The 20,535-nt window shown below is 61.1% G+C and carries 16 protein-coding genes; 15 read left to right on the forward strand and 1 reads right to left on the reverse strand.

Going from position 1 to position 20,535, the window contains the following annotated elements; all coding sequences use genetic code 11:
• The 3 genes from ACZLZY_RS07310 to ACZLZY_RS07320 all read left to right on the forward strand — a co-directional run.
• Positions 1-385 (forward strand): hypothetical protein (locus ACZLZY_RS07310; RefSeq protein ID WP_472933570.1); only part of this gene is annotated, 385 nt, incomplete at its 5' end.
• A 185-nt stretch (positions 386-570) separates the two neighbouring features.
• A complete protein-coding gene (locus tag ACZLZY_RS07315; protein ID WP_472933571.1) occupies positions 571-4,941 on the forward strand; it encodes a chemotaxis protein CheB in 4,371 nt (1,456 codons plus the stop codon).
• 112 nt (positions 4,942-5,053) lie between these two features.
• Positions 5,054-5,701: a BON domain-containing protein gene (locus ACZLZY_RS07320; protein ID WP_472933572.1), complete on the forward strand. Its 648-nt coding sequence runs from the start codon at positions 5,054-5,056 to the stop codon at positions 5,699-5,701.
• A 42-nt stretch (positions 5,702-5,743) separates the two neighbouring features.
• Here ACZLZY_RS07320 and ACZLZY_RS07325 read toward each other — a convergent pair whose 3' ends face one another.
• On the reverse strand, positions 5,744-6,355 hold the full coding sequence (locus tag ACZLZY_RS07325) for a hypothetical protein (RefSeq protein WP_472933573.1): 612 nt from the start codon (positions 6,353-6,355) through the stop codon (positions 5,744-5,746).
• A gap of 321 nt (positions 6,356-6,676) precedes the next feature.
• On the opposite strand from ACZLZY_RS07325, the gene ACZLZY_RS07330 reads away from it, so the two are divergent.
• The 12 genes from ACZLZY_RS07330 (at position 6,677) to ACZLZY_RS07385 (ending at position 19,702) form a co-directional block, all read left to right on the forward strand.
• Entirely contained in the window at positions 6,677-7,324 is a 648-nt protein-coding gene (locus tag ACZLZY_RS07330) for a BON domain-containing protein (RefSeq protein WP_472933574.1), read from the forward strand.
• 94 nt (positions 7,325-7,418) lie between these two features.
• Positions 7,419-7,610, forward strand: coding sequence for a hypothetical protein (locus ACZLZY_RS07335; protein WP_472933575.1), 192 nt, complete (start codon positions 7,419-7,421; stop codon positions 7,608-7,610).
• Between the two features lie 374 nt (positions 7,611-7,984).
• A complete protein-coding gene (locus ACZLZY_RS07340) occupies positions 7,985-9,601 on the forward strand; it encodes an oleate hydratase (protein ID WP_472933576.1) in 1,617 nt (538 codons plus the stop codon).
• 83 nt (positions 9,602-9,684) lie between these two features.
• Complete coding sequence (locus tag ACZLZY_RS07345; RefSeq protein WP_472933577.1) at positions 9,685-9,909, forward strand: c-type cytochrome; 225 nt, start codon at positions 9,685-9,687, stop codon at positions 9,907-9,909.
• 125 nt (positions 9,910-10,034) lie between these two features.
• Positions 10,035-10,955 (forward strand): universal stress protein, encoded by a 921-nt coding sequence (locus tag ACZLZY_RS07350; protein ID WP_472933578.1) that lies wholly within the window; start codon positions 10,035-10,037, stop codon positions 10,953-10,955.
• Between the two features lie 114 nt (positions 10,956-11,069).
• Entirely contained in the window at positions 11,070-12,779 is a 1,710-nt protein-coding gene (aspT, locus tag ACZLZY_RS07355; protein WP_472933579.1) for an aspartate-alanine antiporter, read from the forward strand.
• 42 nt (positions 12,780-12,821) lie between these two features.
• Positions 12,822-14,417 carry a bifunctional aspartate transaminase/aspartate 4-decarboxylase gene (locus ACZLZY_RS07360; RefSeq protein WP_472933580.1) on the forward strand — a complete coding sequence of 532 codons (1,596 nt, stop codon included), beginning with the start codon at positions 12,822-12,824 and terminating at the stop codon, positions 14,415-14,417.
• Between the two features lie 197 nt (positions 14,418-14,614).
• Positions 14,615-15,412 (forward strand): (S)-acetoin forming diacetyl reductase, encoded by a 798-nt coding sequence (locus ACZLZY_RS07365; protein ID WP_472933581.1) that lies wholly within the window; start codon positions 14,615-14,617, stop codon positions 15,410-15,412.
• 190 nt (positions 15,413-15,602) lie between these two features.
• Positions 15,603-17,360 (forward strand): putative bifunctional diguanylate cyclase/phosphodiesterase, encoded by a 1,758-nt coding sequence (locus tag ACZLZY_RS07370; protein WP_472933582.1) that lies wholly within the window; start codon positions 15,603-15,605, stop codon positions 17,358-17,360.
• Entirely contained in the window at positions 17,357-18,148 is a 792-nt protein-coding gene (locus ACZLZY_RS07375) for a GGDEF domain-containing protein (RefSeq protein WP_472933583.1), read from the forward strand. The genes ACZLZY_RS07370 and ACZLZY_RS07375 overlap by 4 nt, the downstream gene beginning before the upstream one ends.
• A gap of 6 nt (positions 18,149-18,154) precedes the next feature.
• Positions 18,155-18,898 carry a hypothetical protein gene (locus tag ACZLZY_RS07380; RefSeq protein WP_472933584.1) on the forward strand — a complete coding sequence of 248 codons (744 nt, stop codon included), beginning with the start codon at positions 18,155-18,157 and terminating at the stop codon, positions 18,896-18,898.
• 276 nt (positions 18,899-19,174) lie between these two features.
• Positions 19,175-19,702, forward strand: a complete 528-nt coding sequence (locus ACZLZY_RS07385; RefSeq protein ID WP_472933585.1) for a hypothetical protein — start codon at positions 19,175-19,177, stop codon at positions 19,700-19,702.
• Positions 19,703-20,535: the final 833 nt, after the last annotated feature.

Consider the following 20,535-nt stretch of genomic DNA (forward strand, 5'->3'; position numbering starts at 1 on the left):
CCCCATCAGAAACGACAGCGCCGTTCCACGGGAGATTCCCGTCAAATCATCGGTATCGAAGGAGGACGGCAAACGGACTGCCATCTTCGTCCGCAACTGGGACGGAAGCGGACAATCGACCCTGATGCCAGAGGAGGCCGCCTCGGTACCGATATCCGAATTCCAATTGCATCGCGCCATCGTCACTGCTCTTACGCCGGCATATCCGCTCGACTGCTCGGGCTGTTGGGCAGAGGAGGCGATTGCGGATGCCGCTTTCGTAGAGTGCTCCCCCATCGGCAGCTGCACCCTTCTCCATTACCCTCTTTCCTCGCGGTCAGACGACCGAGGTGTCAGTCATCAAGGTCTGAAGGTCCGAAAGACGAATTCCAACAGAAAATCATAAATTTCTTCGTTCATGAATGATTTTAGATATAGAATATCGCTAATTCATGATCCTTGCAAAAGGAGCGTTTGGGTAATTTCGTCTAAATGCTACTTTCCTTCGTGTTGATTTAATCCACATCTATCAAGCAATTGTGCTATGTCCTCGGAAGCGGCCGCACGGCGGCCCCTATCCGGGAGTTCGACTTGAACGCTGTCGAAAAAATCACGGAACTGTCGAAGCCGGCTTCCGGAAGCCCGGAAAGACGAGGGCTGGTCGTTGCGATCGGGGCATCCGCCGGCGGCCTGGAAGCCTGCAGGAAGCTGTTGGAAGCGCTGCCCGATGACAGCGACTTCAGCTACATCCTGGTCCAGCACATGGAGCCGGACCAAGAGAACCTCCTTGTCGATCTCCTGGCGACGAGCACGGGCATGGCGGTCAGCGAAGCCGCCGAGGGCATGATCGTCAAAGCTGGAAACATCTACATCATACCACCGGGTCATTATCTGACGGTCGGGGATCGCGTTCTGCACTTGAGTGAGCCTACCGAACATCGAGGGGCACGGATGCCCTTTGACTTCCTGTTGAAATCGCTGGCGAAAAATTATGGAGATCGCGCCGCATGCATCGTCCTTTCCGGAACAGGATCGGACGGAAGTCTCGGCATCGCGGATATTCACGCTGCTGGCGGGCTCGTTATCGCGCAGGATCCGGATGAGGCAGGCTTCGACGGTATGCCCAACAGTGCCGTCGGCACCGGAGTCGTCGATCATGTTCTGGCGGTCGGAGAAATGTCGGCAGCCCTTTCCGCCTTTTCGGAAAGCGCCGAACTGTCGGATGGTGCGAGCGAAGTGAGCAAGTCGTCCTCCTCCGAGAGTGAAAAACTTGCCGAGATAATCGAGCTGATCCGGACCAACACCCATTACGACTTTCGCCAATACAAGACCGGAACGCTTCATCGGCGCATACAGAGGCGCATCGGTGTCGGGGAACCGGGCGCTGATGGTATGGAGGTCTATCTCTCGACGTTGCGACGGGAACCAGGCGAGCTTGAACTTCTTGCCAAAGATCTGCTGATCAATGTCACGGGGTTTTTCCGCGACCCCGACGTCTACGACATGTTGAGGGACAAGATTCTTCCAGACTTGATCCGCGACTGCCCAGCGGACAAATCCCTTCGAATCTGGGTCGCCGGTTGCAGCTCGGGCGAGGAGGCGTACTCGATCGCCATCGTCGCGACGGAGGCGATCGCACGTGCAGGCAGCGACGTGAAGCTTCAGGTCTTCGCTTCTGACTTGGACGAAGATGCGGTCACCGAGGCCCGCGAGGCTGCCTACCCAAACTCGATATCCGTCGATGTTTCGCCCGAGCGGCTGGCCCGCTTCTTCGAGAGACAGGAAGACGGCTATCGCATGCTGCCGGCACTTCGTGGAGCCGTGATCTTCACAGTCCAGAACGTTCTGACCGATCCTCCGTTTTCCCGCATCGACTTGATCTCCTGCCGGAACCTTCTCATCTATCTTGAACCGGAAGCACAGAGACGAGTCGTCCAGACCTTCCATTTTTCGTTGCGTCCGGGCGGAGTTCTTTTGCTGGGCAGTTCCGAGACGGTCGGGGAATTGCTTGGCAACTTCGAAGTCATCTCGAAGCCGCAGCGGCTCTACCGCAGGATCGGGCGTAACCGCCCATCCGAGATCGACGATCAGAAGAAAGCCGATATGAAAGAGGCCGTCGAGCCACCGGTGCAAGGCGTAGCGCGCCAGACGCGTAACGTCGCCATTGCGGAACTGGCCCGCCGGACCGTCATGGACACCTATGCTCCGGCTGCGGTCCTGATCAACCGTAACCAGGACTGCCTTTTTTCCCTCGGTCCCACGGACCGCTATCTGAAAGTGGCCGCAGGCTTCGCGACTCAGGATCTTGTCTCGATGGTCGCACCCGAGCTGCGGACCAGGCTGGCAGGTGCTATACGTCAGGTAGGCCGCGCCGAACCCATGGTCGCTACGCCCGCCAGCAGGCTGGTACGTTCGGGCAAGACGGTAGCCGTCCGCCTCGAAGTCCGGAGAGTCCTACTCCACGACGAGGAACTTCTGCTGGTCTCGTTCATCGAGGAAGCGGCAGCGCCGACAAGTGCCGAACGCCCCATTGGAAAGGCACGGAGCGTCCATCTCGACGAAGTCGAGAAGGAGCTTGAGGCGACACGGGCCGAGCTTCAGGATGCCCTCAGGGATCTCGACGTCGCGAACGAGGAGCAGCGGACGATCAACGAAGAGGCTCTCTCGGTCAACGAGGAGTATCAGTCCACCAACGAAGAGCTGTTGACGTCGAAGGAGGAGCTGCAGTCACTCAACGAGGAGCTGACGGCACTGAACAGCCAGTTGCAGGAGACCTTGTCCCGCCAGCGTACGACCTCCAACGACCTTCAGAACGTTCTGTATTCCACGGACGTCGCGACCATCTTCCTGGACGCCGACCTCAACATCCGATTCTTCACGCCGGCGACCCAGTCATTGTTCAGGGTCATCCCGGGAGATATCGGGCGCCCCCTGTCCGATCTGAACTCTCTCGCCTCCGATGCGGCGTTGATGGACGACGCGAAGGCGGTGCTTGGCCGGTCCGCCGCGATAGAACGAGAGATTCAGGCCGGCGGCGCATGGTTCAAAAGGAAGATCCTGCCTTACCGCACCCATGATGGCGGCGTCGAAGGCGTCGTCATCACGTTCACCGAAATCACCGAAGCAAAGTGTATCGCCAATGCGCTGGAAGCCGCCAAGCGACAGGCGGAACAGGCGAGCTTGGCGAAATCACGGTTCCTGGCCGCGGCGAGCCACGATCTGCGCCAGCCCCTTCAGTCGCTCGTCTTGCTGCAGGGGTTGTTGGCGAAAGCCGTCCAGGGGGACGATGCGCGACGTCTGGTCAGTCGGATGAACAAGACGCTCGGCTCCATGGCTGGCATGCTGAACACGCTCCTCGACATCAAGCAGATCGAGGCCGGCGTCGTTCATCCGGAAATCGGCGATTTCCCGATCGGCGATCTGCTCGGCCAGCTCGAGGAGGAGTTCGTCTACCAGGCTCTTCATCAGAAGCTGACGTTGCGGCGGGCGGCCTGCAGCCTGCACGTCAAAAGCGACGCGGGGCTCCTGGGGCAGATACTACGTAACTTCATCTCCAATGCGCTCAAGTACACGAAGCGAGGCGAAGTGCTCATCGGTTGTCGGCGGCGTGGCGATGTCTTGAGGATCGAGGTCCTGGATACCGGTGTCGGCATCGCCGACCATGAGCTTGAACCCATCTTCGAAGAATATCACCAGATCGAGAACGTAGCCCGTGAACGGAGCCTGGGGCTCGGGTTGGGTCTTCCCATTGTCCGCCGTCTTGCGACGCTGCTTGACCACAAGGTTCGAGTACAGTCGGTCTTGGGTAAAGGTTCTGTATTCAGCATCGACGTACCGATTTCGTTGAACGACAGAAGCTCCATGGTCCGGGATACGGCTCCGCAACGAGAAGCCGAAACTCCGCCGGTGGTCAGTGCAGACGCATGCTCGGCTGGTACAGTGCTGATCATTGAGGACGACCCCGAGGTAAGAGATCTGCTGGAACTGCTTCTGGTCTGCGAGGGACGGCGCACCGAATCCGTCAGCGACGGGATCGACGCTCTCGAATGGTTGGGAAAGAACAAGCGTGGTCCCGACGTCATCTTGACCGACTACAATCTCCCTGGTGGCATGAACGGGATCGAAGCCGCGACGGCGATCCGGAAGATAACCGGACGTCATATCCCGGTCGTCGTGCTGACAGGCGACATCTCGACCAAGACCCTGCAGGTGATTTCTGGTCAGGACTGTGTTCAGCTGAACAAGCCCGTCGACGCCGATGCACTCACGAAGCTGATCGAGGCGCTGCTCCAGCCGGCTTCGCCTCCAGAGCTTCGACCCCGTGCAGAAGGCGAGCTGAAACCCGGTATCGTCTACGTCGTCGACGACGACCGCGATATCCTGGAAACCATAGAATTGGTCTTGGAGGCCGACGGACGCACGGTTCGGATCTTTGATGACGGGACGGCATTCCTGGCGGACTTGAAGCCTGGCGAAGGAAATTGCCTTCTGCTGGACGCCCGGATGCCTGGCCTCGGCGGAATGGAGATCCTGAGCATCCTACAGGACCGCAAGATACATCTGCCCACGATCATGATTACCGGTCACGGCGAGGTATCCACGGCAGTGGCGGCAATGAAAGCGGGTGCACTCGATCTGATAGAGAAGCCCATCGGCAGCGATGAACTGCTAGCCAGCATCGATCGTGCCCTAGCTCATTCGCAAGATGCCGGAAAAGTGGCGACGCGGCGTGACGCGGCAAGGCTTCAGATCAAGGGACTGACCACCCGTCAGCATGAGATAATGGACCTGGTCCTGGCCGGCCATCCGAGTAAGAACATCGCTGCTGACCTCGGCATCAGCCAGCGGACGGTCGAAAATCACCGGGCGGCCATCATGACGAAGACAGGTTCGAAATCATTGCCGGATCTCGCCAGACTGGCGGTCACGGCTTCCAGTCGGGAAGCGTTTCGGCAGCAGTGACCCCGGTTCCGACGTTCAGTCTGAATTTGGAAGTAGGTGATTTCCGATGCTGGAAAGTACCGCTGGCCCGACCTTAGGTTCGACATCGAAAATCTCGGGATCGGACAGAGTGATGACCAGCGACAGCAAGTTGAAGAAAGCCGTCGTCGATGAACTCGAGTGGGAGCCTAGTGTGGATCAGGCGAACATCGGCGTGACGGTACACGACGGCATCGCTACGCTGACGGGGCATGTCGAAACCTACGTCGAAAAACTTGCCGCGGAAAAAGCGGCACGGCGGGTAAATGGCATCAAGGCGGTCGCCGAGGAGATCGACGTGCGTCTGCCCTTCGGAATGAAGCATGGCGACGAAGATATCGCTTTGGCGGCGATCACCCGTCTTGGGTGGGACACGATGATCCCGACGGACTCCATCAAGGTGACGGTGGAAAAAGGTTGGATGACCCTGACCGGCGAAGTCGACTGGGGGTACCAGAAGCACGCTGCGACCACTGCCGTCCATGGCCTCTGGGGTGTCGTCGGCGTTACGAACCAAGTCGTCGTCCGTCCCAAGCCGGACACGTCGGCCATACGTGACGATATCATGGCCGCCCTTGATCGCTCCTGGTTCGACCCGGCTACGATCGATGTCGCCGCTGAAGGCGGGAAGGTGAAACTCACAGGCGTGGTGAGGTCTTGGTATGAGCGCGACGAAGCCGGAATGACGGCATGGTCGGCGCCTGGGACTACATCCGTGAAGAACGACATCTCCGTCAATTGATCAGACCGTGCTCGTCGACATCCGGTCGTCGTCGACGGGCCGTTACGCGGGAGGGACGCCTGTCTCTTCCGTATCCACTCTCAGCTTCTCTCGGAACGCTTCCAGTCTCGCTCGGTAGCCTTCGGCGTCACCATATTCGAGAAATTCGTAGTACCGGCGGTGTGGGTCGTAGACGCGCAACGCATGTTTGATCGGGCACCAATATTGCTCGGTCCGGCTCCCGATCTCCCTGACGTATGCCACCAAGCCGTTCGCATAGGCGCAGAACAGACAGTTCAGCGCCTCGATCCAGTTCAGGTAGGCGAGATGACGCCTGTCCAGGATGATGTACTTCGCCCTTTCCACCCGGGGTATCCGATAGGCCCGGAAGCAGATCGACTGATAGACCGTCACCCAGCAGTCGATGATCAGCATCGGCACGATCAGGGAGTAGATCACAGGCGCGGTGATGACTCTTCCGAACGACGCCCGGGCCTGGAAGCCGGCAATCCTCTTGCGCAGCATCCGATGCTCGGCGGCGATCCCGTGTTCGAACTCCACCATGCATTTGCGGACCCGCCATCCGAGCTTCACCCGGTGTGCCTCGATCTCCCTGTCGAGTTCGGTCTGAAGGCGGACCATCTCGGTCGCCAGCTCCTGCATCCGCAATGTCATGTCGATCTGGATTCCGTCGCTGGGCCATGGAGTTCCGACTTACGGCACCATGTATCGATGCCCCAGCGCGTTGGAAGTGGCATCTTCCCATGGAGCGTACACCAGATCGACCCCGATATGCCGAGATCCTCAGGCCGCAAACCGCAGAGCGCGATCATGGTCATCGCAGATGCGTAGTTTCCGAGGCTGCCGGCGGTGCCTTCGCCGTTGTTAGGTTGCCAGACTGGACTGGACCACTCGGGCTGAGGCTCGAGACGTCGGTCGTCAGTCCCGTATCCGGAGCGCCGCAAGTCCTGCGGTTTTCCCAATCAGGTGAACAAGATGAACGACGATCTGCAGTTGAAGGATGACGTCCTGGCCGAGCTGAAGTGGGAACCGAGCATCTCGGAAGCTCACATCGGCGTAACGGCGAAAGGCGGCGTGGTTACCCTGCTCGGCCATGTCGATAGCTATGCGGAGAAGTTCGCCGCCGAGGTGGCTACCCGCAAGGTTCGGGGCGTGAAGGCCATCGCGGAAGAAATCGAGGTCCGCCTGCCGTTCGAGTCCGTGCGCGGCGACGACGACATCGCGTCGGCTGCCATCAGCCGGATCTCCTGGAATGCCTCGATCCCCAAGGACGCCGTGAAGGTCAAGGTCGAGAAGGGCTGGGTGACGTTGACCGGCGAAGTCGAGTGGCATTTCCAGAAGGTCGCGGCACGCGAGGAAGTTCGTGCATTGCTTGGCGTCCTCGGCGTCAGCGATCAGACCACGGTCAAGGTGAAAGCCGATTCCGCTCACATCAGCGAGAACATCAAGAGCGCCCTGCATCGCTCCTGGTTCGATCCGAGGGGCATCTTCGTCTCCGCGACCGGCGGCACCGTGACGCTGAGCGGCAAGGTCGGGTCGTGGCACGACTACGACATCGCATCGTCCACGGCATGGGCTTCGCCAGGCACGACGACCGTCAAGAACAACATCTCGATCGTCTGACCGGGACTACGATGGCAAATGCTCGGCATTTGCGAATGACGAACCGCATCCTGCGATGTGGATTACGTCGAGATCTGAACGATGGAGCGCTGCGGTGGACAGGAATGCGACGATCGAAGGCTGGCATGCCAACAAGAACGGTGCCGGCAGAGGCACCAATCCCTACAAGGTGGTGACGGCCCATCACCGCGAGTGGCAGGAGGGGTTCGATCAGGCGGGTGTGAGGTCTGCTGCTGCCGAACTGCACCGGTGTTCCTCGACGACGATCGAGGACGAGGCCGAATAGAGACCGGTTGGTCGTCCCTGCATGTCTTGTTCGTCAGCCGAAGGGGCTGGGCTCGCGCCCGGCCCCTTTCCGTTCTCTGATGGGCCACATCGCCGGATCAGCCGATCGATACGCAAGGGCTTCCCATGGCCGATGCGCTTCGGGCCCGGAAAAACCCAGACTGTTTCTGCTTGGACTGCAGGCTCAATGTCCTGGCTGCATGAAGCGGAAGCCGGACACGGACAATTCGGCGGGATGGGTAGTTTCCGAGCCTATCAAGGGTACCCGAACAGGTTCCAAGGTCTGCATACAGCGACCGCAGCCGACCGACAGCACGACGAGACATCGTCCGCCCTGATCTTGCGGCCCTAGCCGACAGATCTCAGGAATCCATCATGACACTTCGCACTTCTGCCAACGGACGGACGTCCAGCCCGTCCACACGCAAGATACATCTAGTCGGTGGCGGCATCGCGTCGATGTCCGCCGCGGCCTTCATGATCCGGGACGGCGACTGCCTCGGTCCGAACATCACCATTTACGAGAATCTGGATGTCGTCGGCGGCAGCCTCGATGCGGCCGGTTCGCCGGTGGAAGGATATGTGCTGCGTGGCGGCCGGATGCTGGAGTCCAAGTACCTCTGCACCTTCGGGCTCTTCGACTCCATCCCGACGCTCGACGAGAGCCGCACGGTGACGCAGGAGATCTTCGCGTGGAACAAGACGATGAAGACCACGTCGAAGTCCCGGCTGGTTCGCAAGGGCGTTCGCCAGGTCGCGCCCGAATTCGGACTCGACGAATGGCAGATCCTCGCGCTGGAAGCGCTGGTCCTCGAACCGGAAACGCTGCTCGGCGACAGTTCCATCGCCGACCACTTCGGCCCTGCATTCTTCGGGACCGATTTCTGGTTCATGTGGTGCACGACCTTCGCCTTCCAGCCATGGCACAGCGCCGCCGAGTTCCGCAGGTACCTGCTACGTTTCAGTCATATGGTCGGCGGCTTCGACAGGCTCGAAGGCATAATGCGCACCACCTACAACCAGTACGACTCTCTAGTCCGGCCTTTGCAGAAGTGGCTGCTCGATCGCGGCGTGGTCTTCTCGACCGGCGCCAGGGTGGACGACGTCCGGATCAGGGACGACGACGGCTACCTGTACGCTCGCGAGATCTACCTGGAACGAGATGGGAAGTTCGAGGCGATCGCCGTAGCCGAAGATGACTTGGTCATCGTCACTCTCGGATCGATGACAGAAGCCTCCGCTCTCGGAACGATGGAGATGCCCGCGGCCCTCGCCGGCACCGCGCCTGGGCCATCGTTCTCGCTGTGGGAAAAGATCGCCCGAGGTCGACCGGAGTTCGGCAATCCCTCCGCTTTCGACAAACGGATCGAGCAATCGAAGTGGCTGTCCTTCACTGTCACTCAGACCGACGAAGCCTTTCTTCATATGGTCCGCGACCTCACAGGCAACGTCCCTGGAGAAGGCGGATTGGTTACCTTCCCGGAGTCCGCGTGGCTGGCTTCGATCGTCATTCCCCACCAGCCGCACTTCATCGGCCAGCCGGAAGGAACGTTCGTCTTCTGGGGATACGGCCTGACGATCGATGCGCCGGGAGATTTCGTCAGGAAGCCGATGTCCGCATGCACGGGCAGGGAGATCATGATCGAAATCCTCGGGCACCTTCATGCCGGCACCAAGGCGAAGGCCATCCTGGAAACGACGAACTGCATTCCCTGCATGATGCCCTATGTGACGAGCCAGTTCCTGACGAGAAAAACCGGCGACCGACCGCAGGTGATTCCGAAGGGCGCAGAGAATTTCGCGTTCGTCGGGCAGTTCTGCGAGATTCCGGAAGACGTCGTGTTCACGGTGGAATATTCCATCCGCTCGGCACAGCTTGCGACCTATGGACTGCTTGGTCTCGATCGGACTCCGCCAGCAGTCTACAAGGGAAAGTTCGATCCGCGAGTGCTGCTCCGCGCATTCCTCGCACTTCACGATGTGAAGGCGTGATGATCCGCGGACTGATCCTGGCGGCCGCCATCCTGTCAGGTGCCCCGCCGGCCTGGGCTGCGGACCCTTCGGCAGGACACGACATGGCGTTGGCGAAGTGCTCTCGCTGCCATTCGGTGGAGGCTAAGGGATCGAGCCCCCTTCCCGCCGCCCCGCCCTTCAGACGGCTTCACGAAAGGTACCCCGTCGCGGATCTGGAGGAGGCTCTGACGGAGGGTATCATGGTCGGTCACTCGCCGATGCCGGACTTCGTCTTCTCACCGACCGAGACGGCCGATCTCATCGCGTACTTGAAGACCTTGGAATAGGCACGCCAGTTTTCCCGAACAAAGCAGAAGGCGGTGGTGAGTAGTTTCCGTCCCTCACGTCGTACCCTGCGCCTTGTTATCCATCATGCAACGGAACAGTTCCGATATTCCCGAAGGAAATGGTCATGAATGGACTGGGCAATACAAGAAACGTGAACTTGGCGATGCGCCGTCGCTCTCTCATGGAAGACGACGCATCTCTGCCTGCGGCTATATCGAGGGAAATCTGCGATCTGGCAGTCCATCTCGACGGTTCGGCGCACGACGAAACCCGGATCGCCTACTCCGAAATGCTCGCACTGAAGTTCGGCGCCCGGATCGAAGCGTGCCTGACGAACTGCGTGACGGTGGCACCTATAGCCGGCGTCATGGTGGGTGGATGGCAGGACGAGCCTTACGGTAGTCCGGATCTTGCGCCGGACGGAAGCGACGAGTTGCGTCTGCGTCGGAGAGTGTCCGGCATCGGCGCGCAGACCACTTTCCGTCGTTACGACGGTGTCGAGTTCGAGCTTGCGTTTTCGCTGGCTCGCCGGGCGAGGACCATGGATCTCTTCGTCCTGGGTCGACCGTATGGGCAGGCATCGCAATCGCCCCAGTTCGTCGAAACCCTCCTGGTCGACGCTGCCGCAACTGTCGTCGTCGTCCCACCGGAGCTTCCTCGCCTCCTGGATCTCGGGACGATCGTTGTCGGTTGGAAGGATACCCCGGGTTGCTCGCGGGCGGTCGCATCTTCCCTGCCCTTCCTCAAGCAGGCTTCGAAGGTCTACCTCGCAACCGTGTCGGACGGGTCGGAAGACGGAATGGATGAAGCGTCGGTGACGGAGATGACGGCTCATCTGTCTCATCACGGCATCTGCGCCGAGAGGATGTCCGTGCTCGACTGCGGTGACACGGCCGATTGCCTGCTTCGGGAGGCACGCAACGTCGGCGCCGATCTCCTGGTCGTCGGTGCATATGGTCGCTCCCGCATCCGAGAGATCGTCCTCGGCAGCGTCACGCGACACCTCCTGACACGCAGCACGATACCACTGCTTCTTTCGCACTGATCAGAAAGCCCGTTCGACCGGCTTCGGCGGTCGGCGGCGCTTCTACCCTTCTCCAGACATATCCTGAACCGAGGCATGCGGCGTCTTCGTCCCTGCCAGCGAAAGACCGTGCGCATGGAATATCTACATCGTCTGTTCGACGCGCAGCCGCTGCTTGCGCTGTTTGCGACGATCTCGCTCGGCTACCTCGTCGGAAAGATCAGGATCGGCAGTTTCGTCCTCGGTGGCATCGCTGGCACGCTGCTGGTCGGCGTGGTCATCGGCCAGCTCGGCGTCAACATCGACAGCGGAATCAAGAACGTCTTCTTCGCGCTCTTCATCTACGCCGTGGGCTTCCAGGGAGGCCCGCAATTCTTCCACTCCCTCAACCGCCGTTCGCTGAACCAGCTGATCTCCGCCTTCGTCATGTGCCTGACCGGCCTGCTTTGCGTGCTGGGTGCCGCCTGGATGTTCGGACTGGATCGCGGAATGGCCGCTGGCCTTGCCGCCGGCGGACTGACGCAGTCGGCGATCATCGGAACCGCGGGCGACGCGATCGCCAAGCTAGGCCTGCCGGCGGACCTTACCCAGGCGATGCAGACCAACGTCGCCGTGGGATATGCCATCTGCTACATCTTCGGCTCGCTCGGGCCGATCCTGATGGTCTCCTGGCTGATCCCGCTTGTGATGAAGTGGAACATCCGGCAGGAGGCGGTCAAGCTGGCCAAGCTGCTTTCGGGTGGCAATGCCGAGCTTGATCCGGGCGAATTCAATGCCGCCACGCAGGTCTCCACCCGGCTCTACCAGATCGCCGTCGATGGACGCTTCGCCGGTCGGACCGTCATCGACGTCGATCGCGACCTGAACGACGGCTCGGTCGAAGCGGTCTACCGCGAAGGCGTCGCGCTCGAACTTTCCGATACCATCATCCTGCAGGAAGGCGACCGCGTCGCCGTCACGGGAACGACCGACGTGATGGAAGGGCTGCCTGGCAGGCTAGGGCGTGAAGTGTCCGCACCGAACGGCCTGATGCTGGTCCAGGAAAACCGCGACATCATCCTGACCAATCCGAACCTCCGCAATCGGGCGATCGGCACCATCCATGACGAGGTCAACGTCGAGACCCGTCACGGCGTCTTCCTGACGGAAGTGCGGCGCATGGGGCTGAAGCTGCCGCTTCTCGACAAGCTCGAGCTGAAGCGCGGCGACGAACTCCGCTTCATCGGCAGCCCGACCGACCTCGACCGCGTCGAGCCTAAGATCGGCTACCGGATCTCGGCTGCAGTCGCCACCGACTTCATCTTCTTCGGCCTCGGTATGCTGGTGGGCATGCTGATCGGCATGATCGAGTTCAGGATCTGGGGAATTCCCATCTCCATCGGAAACGGCGGCGGCTGCCTACTTTCGGGCCTTGCCTTCGGCTGGCTCCGCAGCGTCCATCCCCGTTTTGCCGCTTTGCCGATAGGCGCCTCGACCTTCCTGCGCGATTTCGGGCTCGCCGTCTTCGTCGGCATCGTCGGCATCTCCGCCGGCCCCCAGGCGCTGGTCGCCATTCGCGAATACGGTTTGACTCTCCTCTTCCTCGGCGTCGGCGTCACGCTGATCCCGCAAATCGTCACCTTCCTTTTCTCCTACTTCGTCCTGCGGATCCGCAACCCGATCGAGGCGCTCGCCTGCGTCGCCGGCGGACGGAGCGCCAATCCGGCCTTCGCGGCACTCCTGGACAAGGCGGGCAACGCGACCCCGGTCGCGTCCTTCACCGTCACCTACGCCGTGGCCAACGTCTTCCTCACCCTGTGGGGCCCGATCATCATCGGCATCATCACGCGCAACGCCACCATCTAGCGCCGTTCCCGCGTCTCCTCCTTCTCTTCAAGGTGAACAGCAATGCTTACGAAGAACTTCGACAAATATGCCAATCTCAGCCCCTTCGAGCTGAAGGACCAGCTGATCGCGGTCGCAACATCGGATGCTCAGCGCCTTATGCTGAATGCCGGTCGCGGCAATCCGAACTTCCTTGCGACCCTCCCGCGGTGGGCCTTCCTCAGCCTTGGCGACTTCTCGCTCCGCGAGGCCGAACGCTCCTATTCCTACCTCGACAGCGGCTTCGGCGGGCTTCCCGAGCGCGAGGGCATCGTCCAGCGCTTTGACGCCTATGCCAATCACCATCGTGACGCCGATGGTGTTCGGTTCCTGAGGTCGGCCCTGTCGTACATCAAGGACCAGCTCGGACTCGATGCCGAAAGCTTCCTCCATGAGATGGTCGGAGCATTCCTGGGCTGCAACTATCCGACACCGCCCCGGATGCTTCAGCATTGCGAGGAGATCGTGAAGGCCTATCTCGCGGAGGAGATGTTCGGGCCCTTGCCGCCGCAGGGCGACTTCTCCGTCTTTGCCACGGAGGGCGGCACGGCGGCGATGACATACGTCTTCCAGAGCCTGAAAATGAACGGCCTTGTCCGTCCGGGTGACCGGATCGCCATCGCGACCCCGATCTTCTCGCCCTACCTGGAAATCCCGCTTCTCGAAGAATACGGCCTCGAGGTCGTCGACGTCCGGATGGACCGGCTGGATGACTGGCAGCTGCCACAGTCGGAAATCGAAAAGCTTCTCGATCCGGCGGTCAAGATCTTCTGCCTGGTCAACCCCAGCAATCCGCCCTCCTCCAAGCTTTCGGACGCGGTTCTAGACCAGCTCGCCGCTCTCGTCGTCAAGCGGCCGGACCTCTTCATCGTCACCGACGACGTCTACGGCACGTTCGCCGACGACTTCGTTTCGCTGTTCGCCAGATGCCCGCACAACACCCTCTGCGTCTATTCCTTCTCGAAGTTCTTCGGCGCCACGGGCTGGCGCCTCGGCGCCATGGCTCTGCACCACGACAACGCCTTCGATGTCGCGCTTGCAGCCCTCCCCGAGGGCGAGAAGGTGCGGCTAGACGCCCGATACTCGTCGCTGACCATCACCCCCCGGGATGTGCCGTTCATCGATCGGCTGGTCGCCGACAGTCGTGCGGTAGCGCTGAACCACACCGCCGGCCTGTCGGTGCCGCAGCAGGCGCAGATGACCCTCTTCGCCCTGAGTGGCCTGATGGATCGGGAGCACCGCTACAAGAATGCCGCCAAGCAGTTGATCCGTCAGCGGTACGAAACGCTTTACCGGCACATGGGCGTCGTCATGCCAAGGCAGATCGCCGACGCGAACTACTATTCGCTGATCGATCTCCAGGAGATCGGTGCGACGCTCTACGGCGAGGAATTCGAGTCCTGGTTCATCGCCGGAGATCTCGGCGTCAGCTTCCTGTTCCGACTGGCGGAAGAGACGGGTGTCGTCCTCTTGCCCGGAAAGGGGTTCGAAGTCGTCGACACGTCCGCCCGCATCTCGCTCGCGAACCTGACTGAGATCGAATACGCCTCGATCGGACGCTTCACCCGGCAGGTCCTCGACGAATGCCATGAGGACTTCCTCAAGGCGCAAGCCGGCTGAACTCCTTTTGACACCGGGCATCTGAGTGACTGACTTCACCGGCGGCGAGCAGAGTGTTTCTCTCGCCACCGGTCCAGGTTGCTGTGCCAGGTGCTTCGCGACGACGACTTGTCGCTTGAGTAGTTTCCGAGGCTTCTGAGGCTTGGCCATCGGAAATAATATCCATCCAACGAGACAATTGGCGAAGGAATACGACCATGACGGACAACGGAAAGGTCGCGATCATCACGGGCGCGGGACAGGGCATCGGCAGAGCCATTGCGAATCGTTTGGCCAAAGACGGTTTCGCCATCGGCTGCCTGGACCTTAACTTGGATACGGCCCAGGCTTGCGCCGAAGAGATCGCAACCTTCGGCGGGCGGGCGATGGCAGCCCGGGTCGACGTCTCGCAGCGTGAAGACGTCTTCAAGGCTGTCGACGAAATAGTCGGCCGCTTCGGCCGCGTGGACGTGATGATCAACAATGCCGGCCTCGGCCCGACGACGCCAATCGAGGACATCACTCCGGATATATATCGCAAGGTGTTCGACGTGAACGTGGGCGGGACTTACTGGGGCCTCCAGGCAGCCTTGAAGCATTTCAAGGCGCGTAAACCGGCGAGGAAAGGCGAGATCATCGGCAAGATAATCAATGCCTCCTCGCAGGCAGGCCAGGTGGGAAATCCGGACCTGGCGGTCTACGGAGCAACCAAGTTCGCGATCCGCGGCATCACCCAGACTGCCGCTAAGGATCTGGCACTCCTTGGGGTAACTGTTAACGCATACTGCCCCGGCATCGTGCGGACGGAGATGATGCAGGGCATCGCGCAGAAGGTCGCCGATCAGAACGGCAAGTCGCTGGAATGGGGCCTCGAGCAGTGGGCCAAGACCGTTCTGCTCGGACGCATCTCTGAGCCGGAAGACGTGGCCGCCAGCGTCTCATACCTTGCCGGTCCTGACTCGGATTACGTCACTGGCCAATCGATCATTATCGATGGTGGGATGGTGTTCAACTGACAGTCGGTGGACGCGTGGTCAGCGTCCACCGCTGGACAGAGTGTCCATCACGCGCCACGAGGTGCCGGCGGCATCGCCTGCAGCCATGAGGGACCGCTTGAAGAGCGTCCGCGGGATACGATGATAGGTCATCGATCGACAGATGTCCTATGGGGAAGCTAATGACTGTCGCGCCGCAAAAGAGGTTTACATGTCTTCGTCGACGGAAAGTCTGCGCCTAGATGCGCTGCGGCAGCTTGATCTCCTCGATACCGTTCCACACCGCGGATTCGACCGCGTCACCCGTCTTGCTGCACAGATATTCGACCTCCCGATGGCGCTTATCTCGCTGACGGATGCCGACCGCCAGTGGTTCAAGTCCCGAATAGGGGTTACCGCGGAGTCCGTGCCACGGCGCGGTGCTCCATGTGCCGATGTCGTCGCGACGGGCAAGGTGGTTGTCGTCGAGGATCTGCTGGAGAGCGAGGAATACCGAGTCGGCGCTTTCGCCAGAACCGGCATTCGCTTCTATGCCGGCGCGCCTCTCGTGACCCCGCAGGGCCATGGCCTGGGTTCGTTGTGCGTCCTTGGAAATGCACCACGCAAGGCATCGGCGGACGAACTTCGTGCGCTTGGCGATCTTGCAGAGATAGTGATGTCTCAGGTCGAGATGCTGCATGCGGTTGGTCGGATCGACGCGATCAGTGGTATGCCTAATCGAAACCAGTTTCTCGACGACCTGGCGGACCTGGCGCTCGACCAGCCCGGGGCTACCAGGATGGTCGTGCTCGTGGAGATCGCGAGCACACTGGAAATGGATCAGGCGGCCCGCGTGATGGGGACGAGCTACTTCGACGAAGTCGTGCAGGCCGCCGCGGCGACCATACAGGCTATCATCGGCCCACACCGCCCGCTCTACCACGTCGGATCGACGCACTTCGCCTTCCTCGCGCCGGCTGGCGTCGAGACTGCAAGCTACGCAGTGCTGCTCCGAAGCAGGACCCAGGCGCAGCACAGGACGCTGAGATCGGGGTTCCTGCTCAGTCCCCGCATCGGCGTCAGCGAATTTCGCCTCGGCGACATCGAGCCACGGGAGGTCCTCCGGACTGCGCATGTCGCAGCCCAGGGTGCGCGCATTGCTGGCAAGACGGTCAATTTCTATTCGAGGGACGAAGACGAGGCTGACACCCGACGCTACTGGATTCTCAGTGAATTCAAATCGGCTATAGCTCTTGGACAACTGCATCTGGTCTACCAGCCGCGGGTCGACCTGTGGAGCGGCGAGTGCAAGGGTACCGAAGCTCTGGTCCGCTGGACGCATCCCGAAGCCGGAGCTGTCTCACCGGCTGAATTCGTCCCGATCATCGAGTCGACCGGAGACATCCGCTCGCTGACTACCTGGGTCATCGATGCGAGTCTCGCGCAGATATCGGCATGGCGGCGCCAGGGCACCATGGTTCGCATGTCGGTCAACATCTCTCCCAACAATCTCGAGGACGCGGATTTTCTACCGATGCTGGAAGCAAGGTTGCTGAAGCACGGAATTTCCTCCGAACAGATCGAGTTGGAGCTGACCGAAGGTGCCGTGATGCGAGAAGGCGGCAAGGGCTTCGACAAGCTCGATGCGATTTCCGCGATGGGGCTGACGCTCGCCATCGACGACTTCGGAACGGGCCACAGCAGCCTTTCATATCTGCAGAAGCTGCCGGTCGACGTGGTGAAGATAGACCGATCATTCCTTACGAACATCACGAAGGACGAGAAGGCCCTGACGCTCGTCCGAGCTATGATCACCCTATGTCACGACCTCGGCTACCGGGTGGTCGCGGAAGGAATCGAGGACAAGGCGACAAGCGACCTGCTCGTAAGAGCGGGATGCGACGAGGGCCAGGGCTACTATTTCGGCAGACCGATGCTCTCCGCAGCCTTCCGCACTTGGCTAGAGGAACGCCAGAGAGCGTTACAGTGAACGCGGATCCCGTTCGCCGGAACTTGAGATGGTTCGGGCTTTCCGCAACCGGCTGGCCTCGGGTCATCGCCTTCACTATCCTCGGAACGTTGCTTTGCGTCGGCACGACCCTGCTCGTCGGATCGGTGAACATTCCCGGCCTGACGCCGGAACAGCATCACCACGCGCTCATCGTCGATCTGACGCTGCCGACCGCGCTTGCCGCGCCGCTGCTCTTCTTCGCGATGTACCTCCTGCGAGAGCTTGCGATTTCATACGAGAGGCTGATGGTCATCGCCACGACCGATGCGCTGACCGATGTCTTGAATCGCCGAGCCTTTACCGCTCTGGTCGAGACGTTCATCGAACAGTCATCGGAGAGATCATCCAGCGGAGCTCTCCTCGTTATCGATGCTGACAACTTCAAGATGATCAACGACCGGCTTGGTCATGAGCGAGGAGATCTGGCGTTGAAGATCATCGCGAACGCGATCAAGAAGAATGCCCGCGACCGTGATACGGTCGGGCGGATCGGCGGAGAGGAGTTCGCTGTGCTCCTTCGAGACGTGGGTGTCACCCAGGCACTCGCCGCAGCGGAGCGTATTCGTAAGGGCGTCAGCGACTCCGTCTTCAAGTCAGGCAGTGTCGTCTGGCCACTTACGATCAGTGTCGGCGGGGTCAGCTTCCGAAGTGCAATCAGCTACGATCGCCTTTTCGTGCGAGCCGACCGCCAGCTCTATGTTGCCAAGGCAAGCGGGAAGAATCGGGTCTGCTTCGAGCGCATGGATGCCGACATCGTGGCGACTTGAAATCGCATGACCCTTTCCGCAGCCCTCGATCTCCCGATCCAGGAGACAGGCATCGAAGAGGACGAGGAGGACGTCCTCGAGCTGACGCTCAATGACATCTTCAGCGATTCGAGCGCCATGGACTATGAGCCGAACGTCGACTACAAGGCCGGCGATCTTCGCAGATACAACGGCAAAACCTATCGCGCCGTCACCGACCACTACTCCGAGGATTTCCGCCAGAAGCGCGAGGGCGTTCCCGATCTACCCGTCAATGCGGGCGCAGCATATGCGTCCTGGTACTGCGCGAAATACGGCGCCAGCCAGACCTACTGGACCAAGGTCACCGCCGACTGGCCGGTGAGGCCGTCGATGTACTCGTTCCTTGACACGACGCGGGGCAAGCGGGTTCTCGAGCACATTATGCTCGGGCTTCGGAAAGAAGGCATTCGGCGCCTTCGTGCGCGCCGAATCTTGCTTGTCTACCGCTGGCAGGATGCCGTGCACATCAAGCTTGGCGAAAGCATCCGTTTCCTTGCCCCGATGGCGATGGCCTGTGCGAGATCGTCGGGATTGTCGTCGCGTCCCGGAAGCGTTGGTCCGGAGATGCTGGCGCGACGGTCACGATCGAGGTCGGCGTCTCGTTCGGGTTCGACGCCGGCCAGGTCCCGATCGGTGATGGCGACCGCTACGGGGAACGCGGTTATGGCGAAGCCGACTACAGCGATGTCGGAGGATTCGGCAGCATCACGACGTCCGGATCAGACCTGATCTATTGGGTCGAAGCCGATCCAATCCGGAAGCCGGCCGATGTCGCTGGCCTCGGCGGCTCCGGGCGATCCTCTCGACGCGCATCGGCGGAAAAGCTTTGGAGCAGCTCGCGATGGCGGCGGCCCTCGCATCCCGCGGCAAAGACGTCCGCCAGGCCTGCGTCGAGCGGCCGTCATGGTGCGAGCTCCGGATGCGTCCCCTGCCCCAGTAGGACGTACTCGTCCGTCAGATCGACGTCGTCGGCATCCTGCTGACCGCCAGCCAGGGTGTCACCCTATGAGCATCTCGTCTTCGGCGCGCCTTTCGCGCCTGGTTGCCCGGATTGCCGAGGAGCGTGTCGCCCGTGGTCGATCGGCCGTATCGCACAGGCCGAAGCTGGCTAAGACCTACACCACGAACGTGCTCGAGGCTCCGGACGCGCAGGGCTCGGAAGCGAAGTTCGCCGGTTTCAACGTCCTCTCATCGATCCCGGAGGCCAACCGCTTCGGCACCGGGCTCGACTACATCACGCTGACATCGACCGGATCGGCAGGCGATCCGGGGGTCGCCGTTTCAGGCGATATGGGGGTCTACCAGTCGCAGGAGGTCATCCTGAAGCTGACGGCCGGCATCGACTACCCGGAACTGCTGAGCAACTCGAACGACGTGATCTCGGACATCGCGCAGCGGAAGGTCGCTGAGAAACCGACGACCTCCGAGGTGTCCGTCATCGACAAGCTGTTCGGCGGGAGATTCGTCGCCACGCCCGGCAATACATTCACGTCGCCCGTCGCACCCGGCGCATCGCCATTTCCAGGAGTCTGACATGGTCACCATTTTCACCCGGGCGGCCAAGGTCTCGCAGCTCTCCTGGGCCGAACAGGATCAGTCGCTCATCAATCTAAAGAAAGCCGTCGAAAATCTCGAGGGCGGCGTCTTCGCGGTCGACTGGTCCCAGGATCCGGTCACGCACGCACTGTCGATCACATACTCGGACGGCACCGTGCTCGGCCCCATCGTCCTACCCACCAAGCCGGTCGTGCCGCGGGGCGCATGGGTTACGACGCGCCTCTACCAGGCCGGCGACATCATCCGGCAGGGCAGGGCCGCGTACGTCGTCGCCGTCGACCACCAGTCCGGAACGTTCGCGGCCGATCTCGCAGCGGGACGGATTATGCTGCTGGTGAACGACGGCCTGGATGGCGATGTCGGCGCGCCGACGGACAGGAAGCTTCATGGCCAGCAGGCCGGCGCCTGGACCGAGCTCGTCATACCCGAGCCCATCGCTCCGGATGTTTTCGAAGCCCCGGTCGACGGGAAGATCTACGGTCGCAAGGACCAGGTTTGGTCAGAAGTCCTTGCCGAGATCGATGAGGCTCCAGTGGACGGCAAGGTCTATGGCCGCAAGGACGAGGCCTGGTCCGAATTGGTCGCCGATGTCGCTGAAGCTCCCGAGGACGACCGGTCCTATGTCCGGAGGAGCCGTGTCTGGATCGAGAACGACTCCGGCCTCGCCGAAGCGCCGGAAGACGGCAAGGCATACGTCCGCAAGAACGGCAACTGGGCTGAAGCCGCCGCAGGAGGTGGAGGCGCCGGCGATGGTGCCCTTGTGTTCAAGGGAAACTGGACATCGACCGCCGATATCATCGTGGACGGCA

The organism is Mesocryomonas lacus (genome assembly GCF_055730135.2).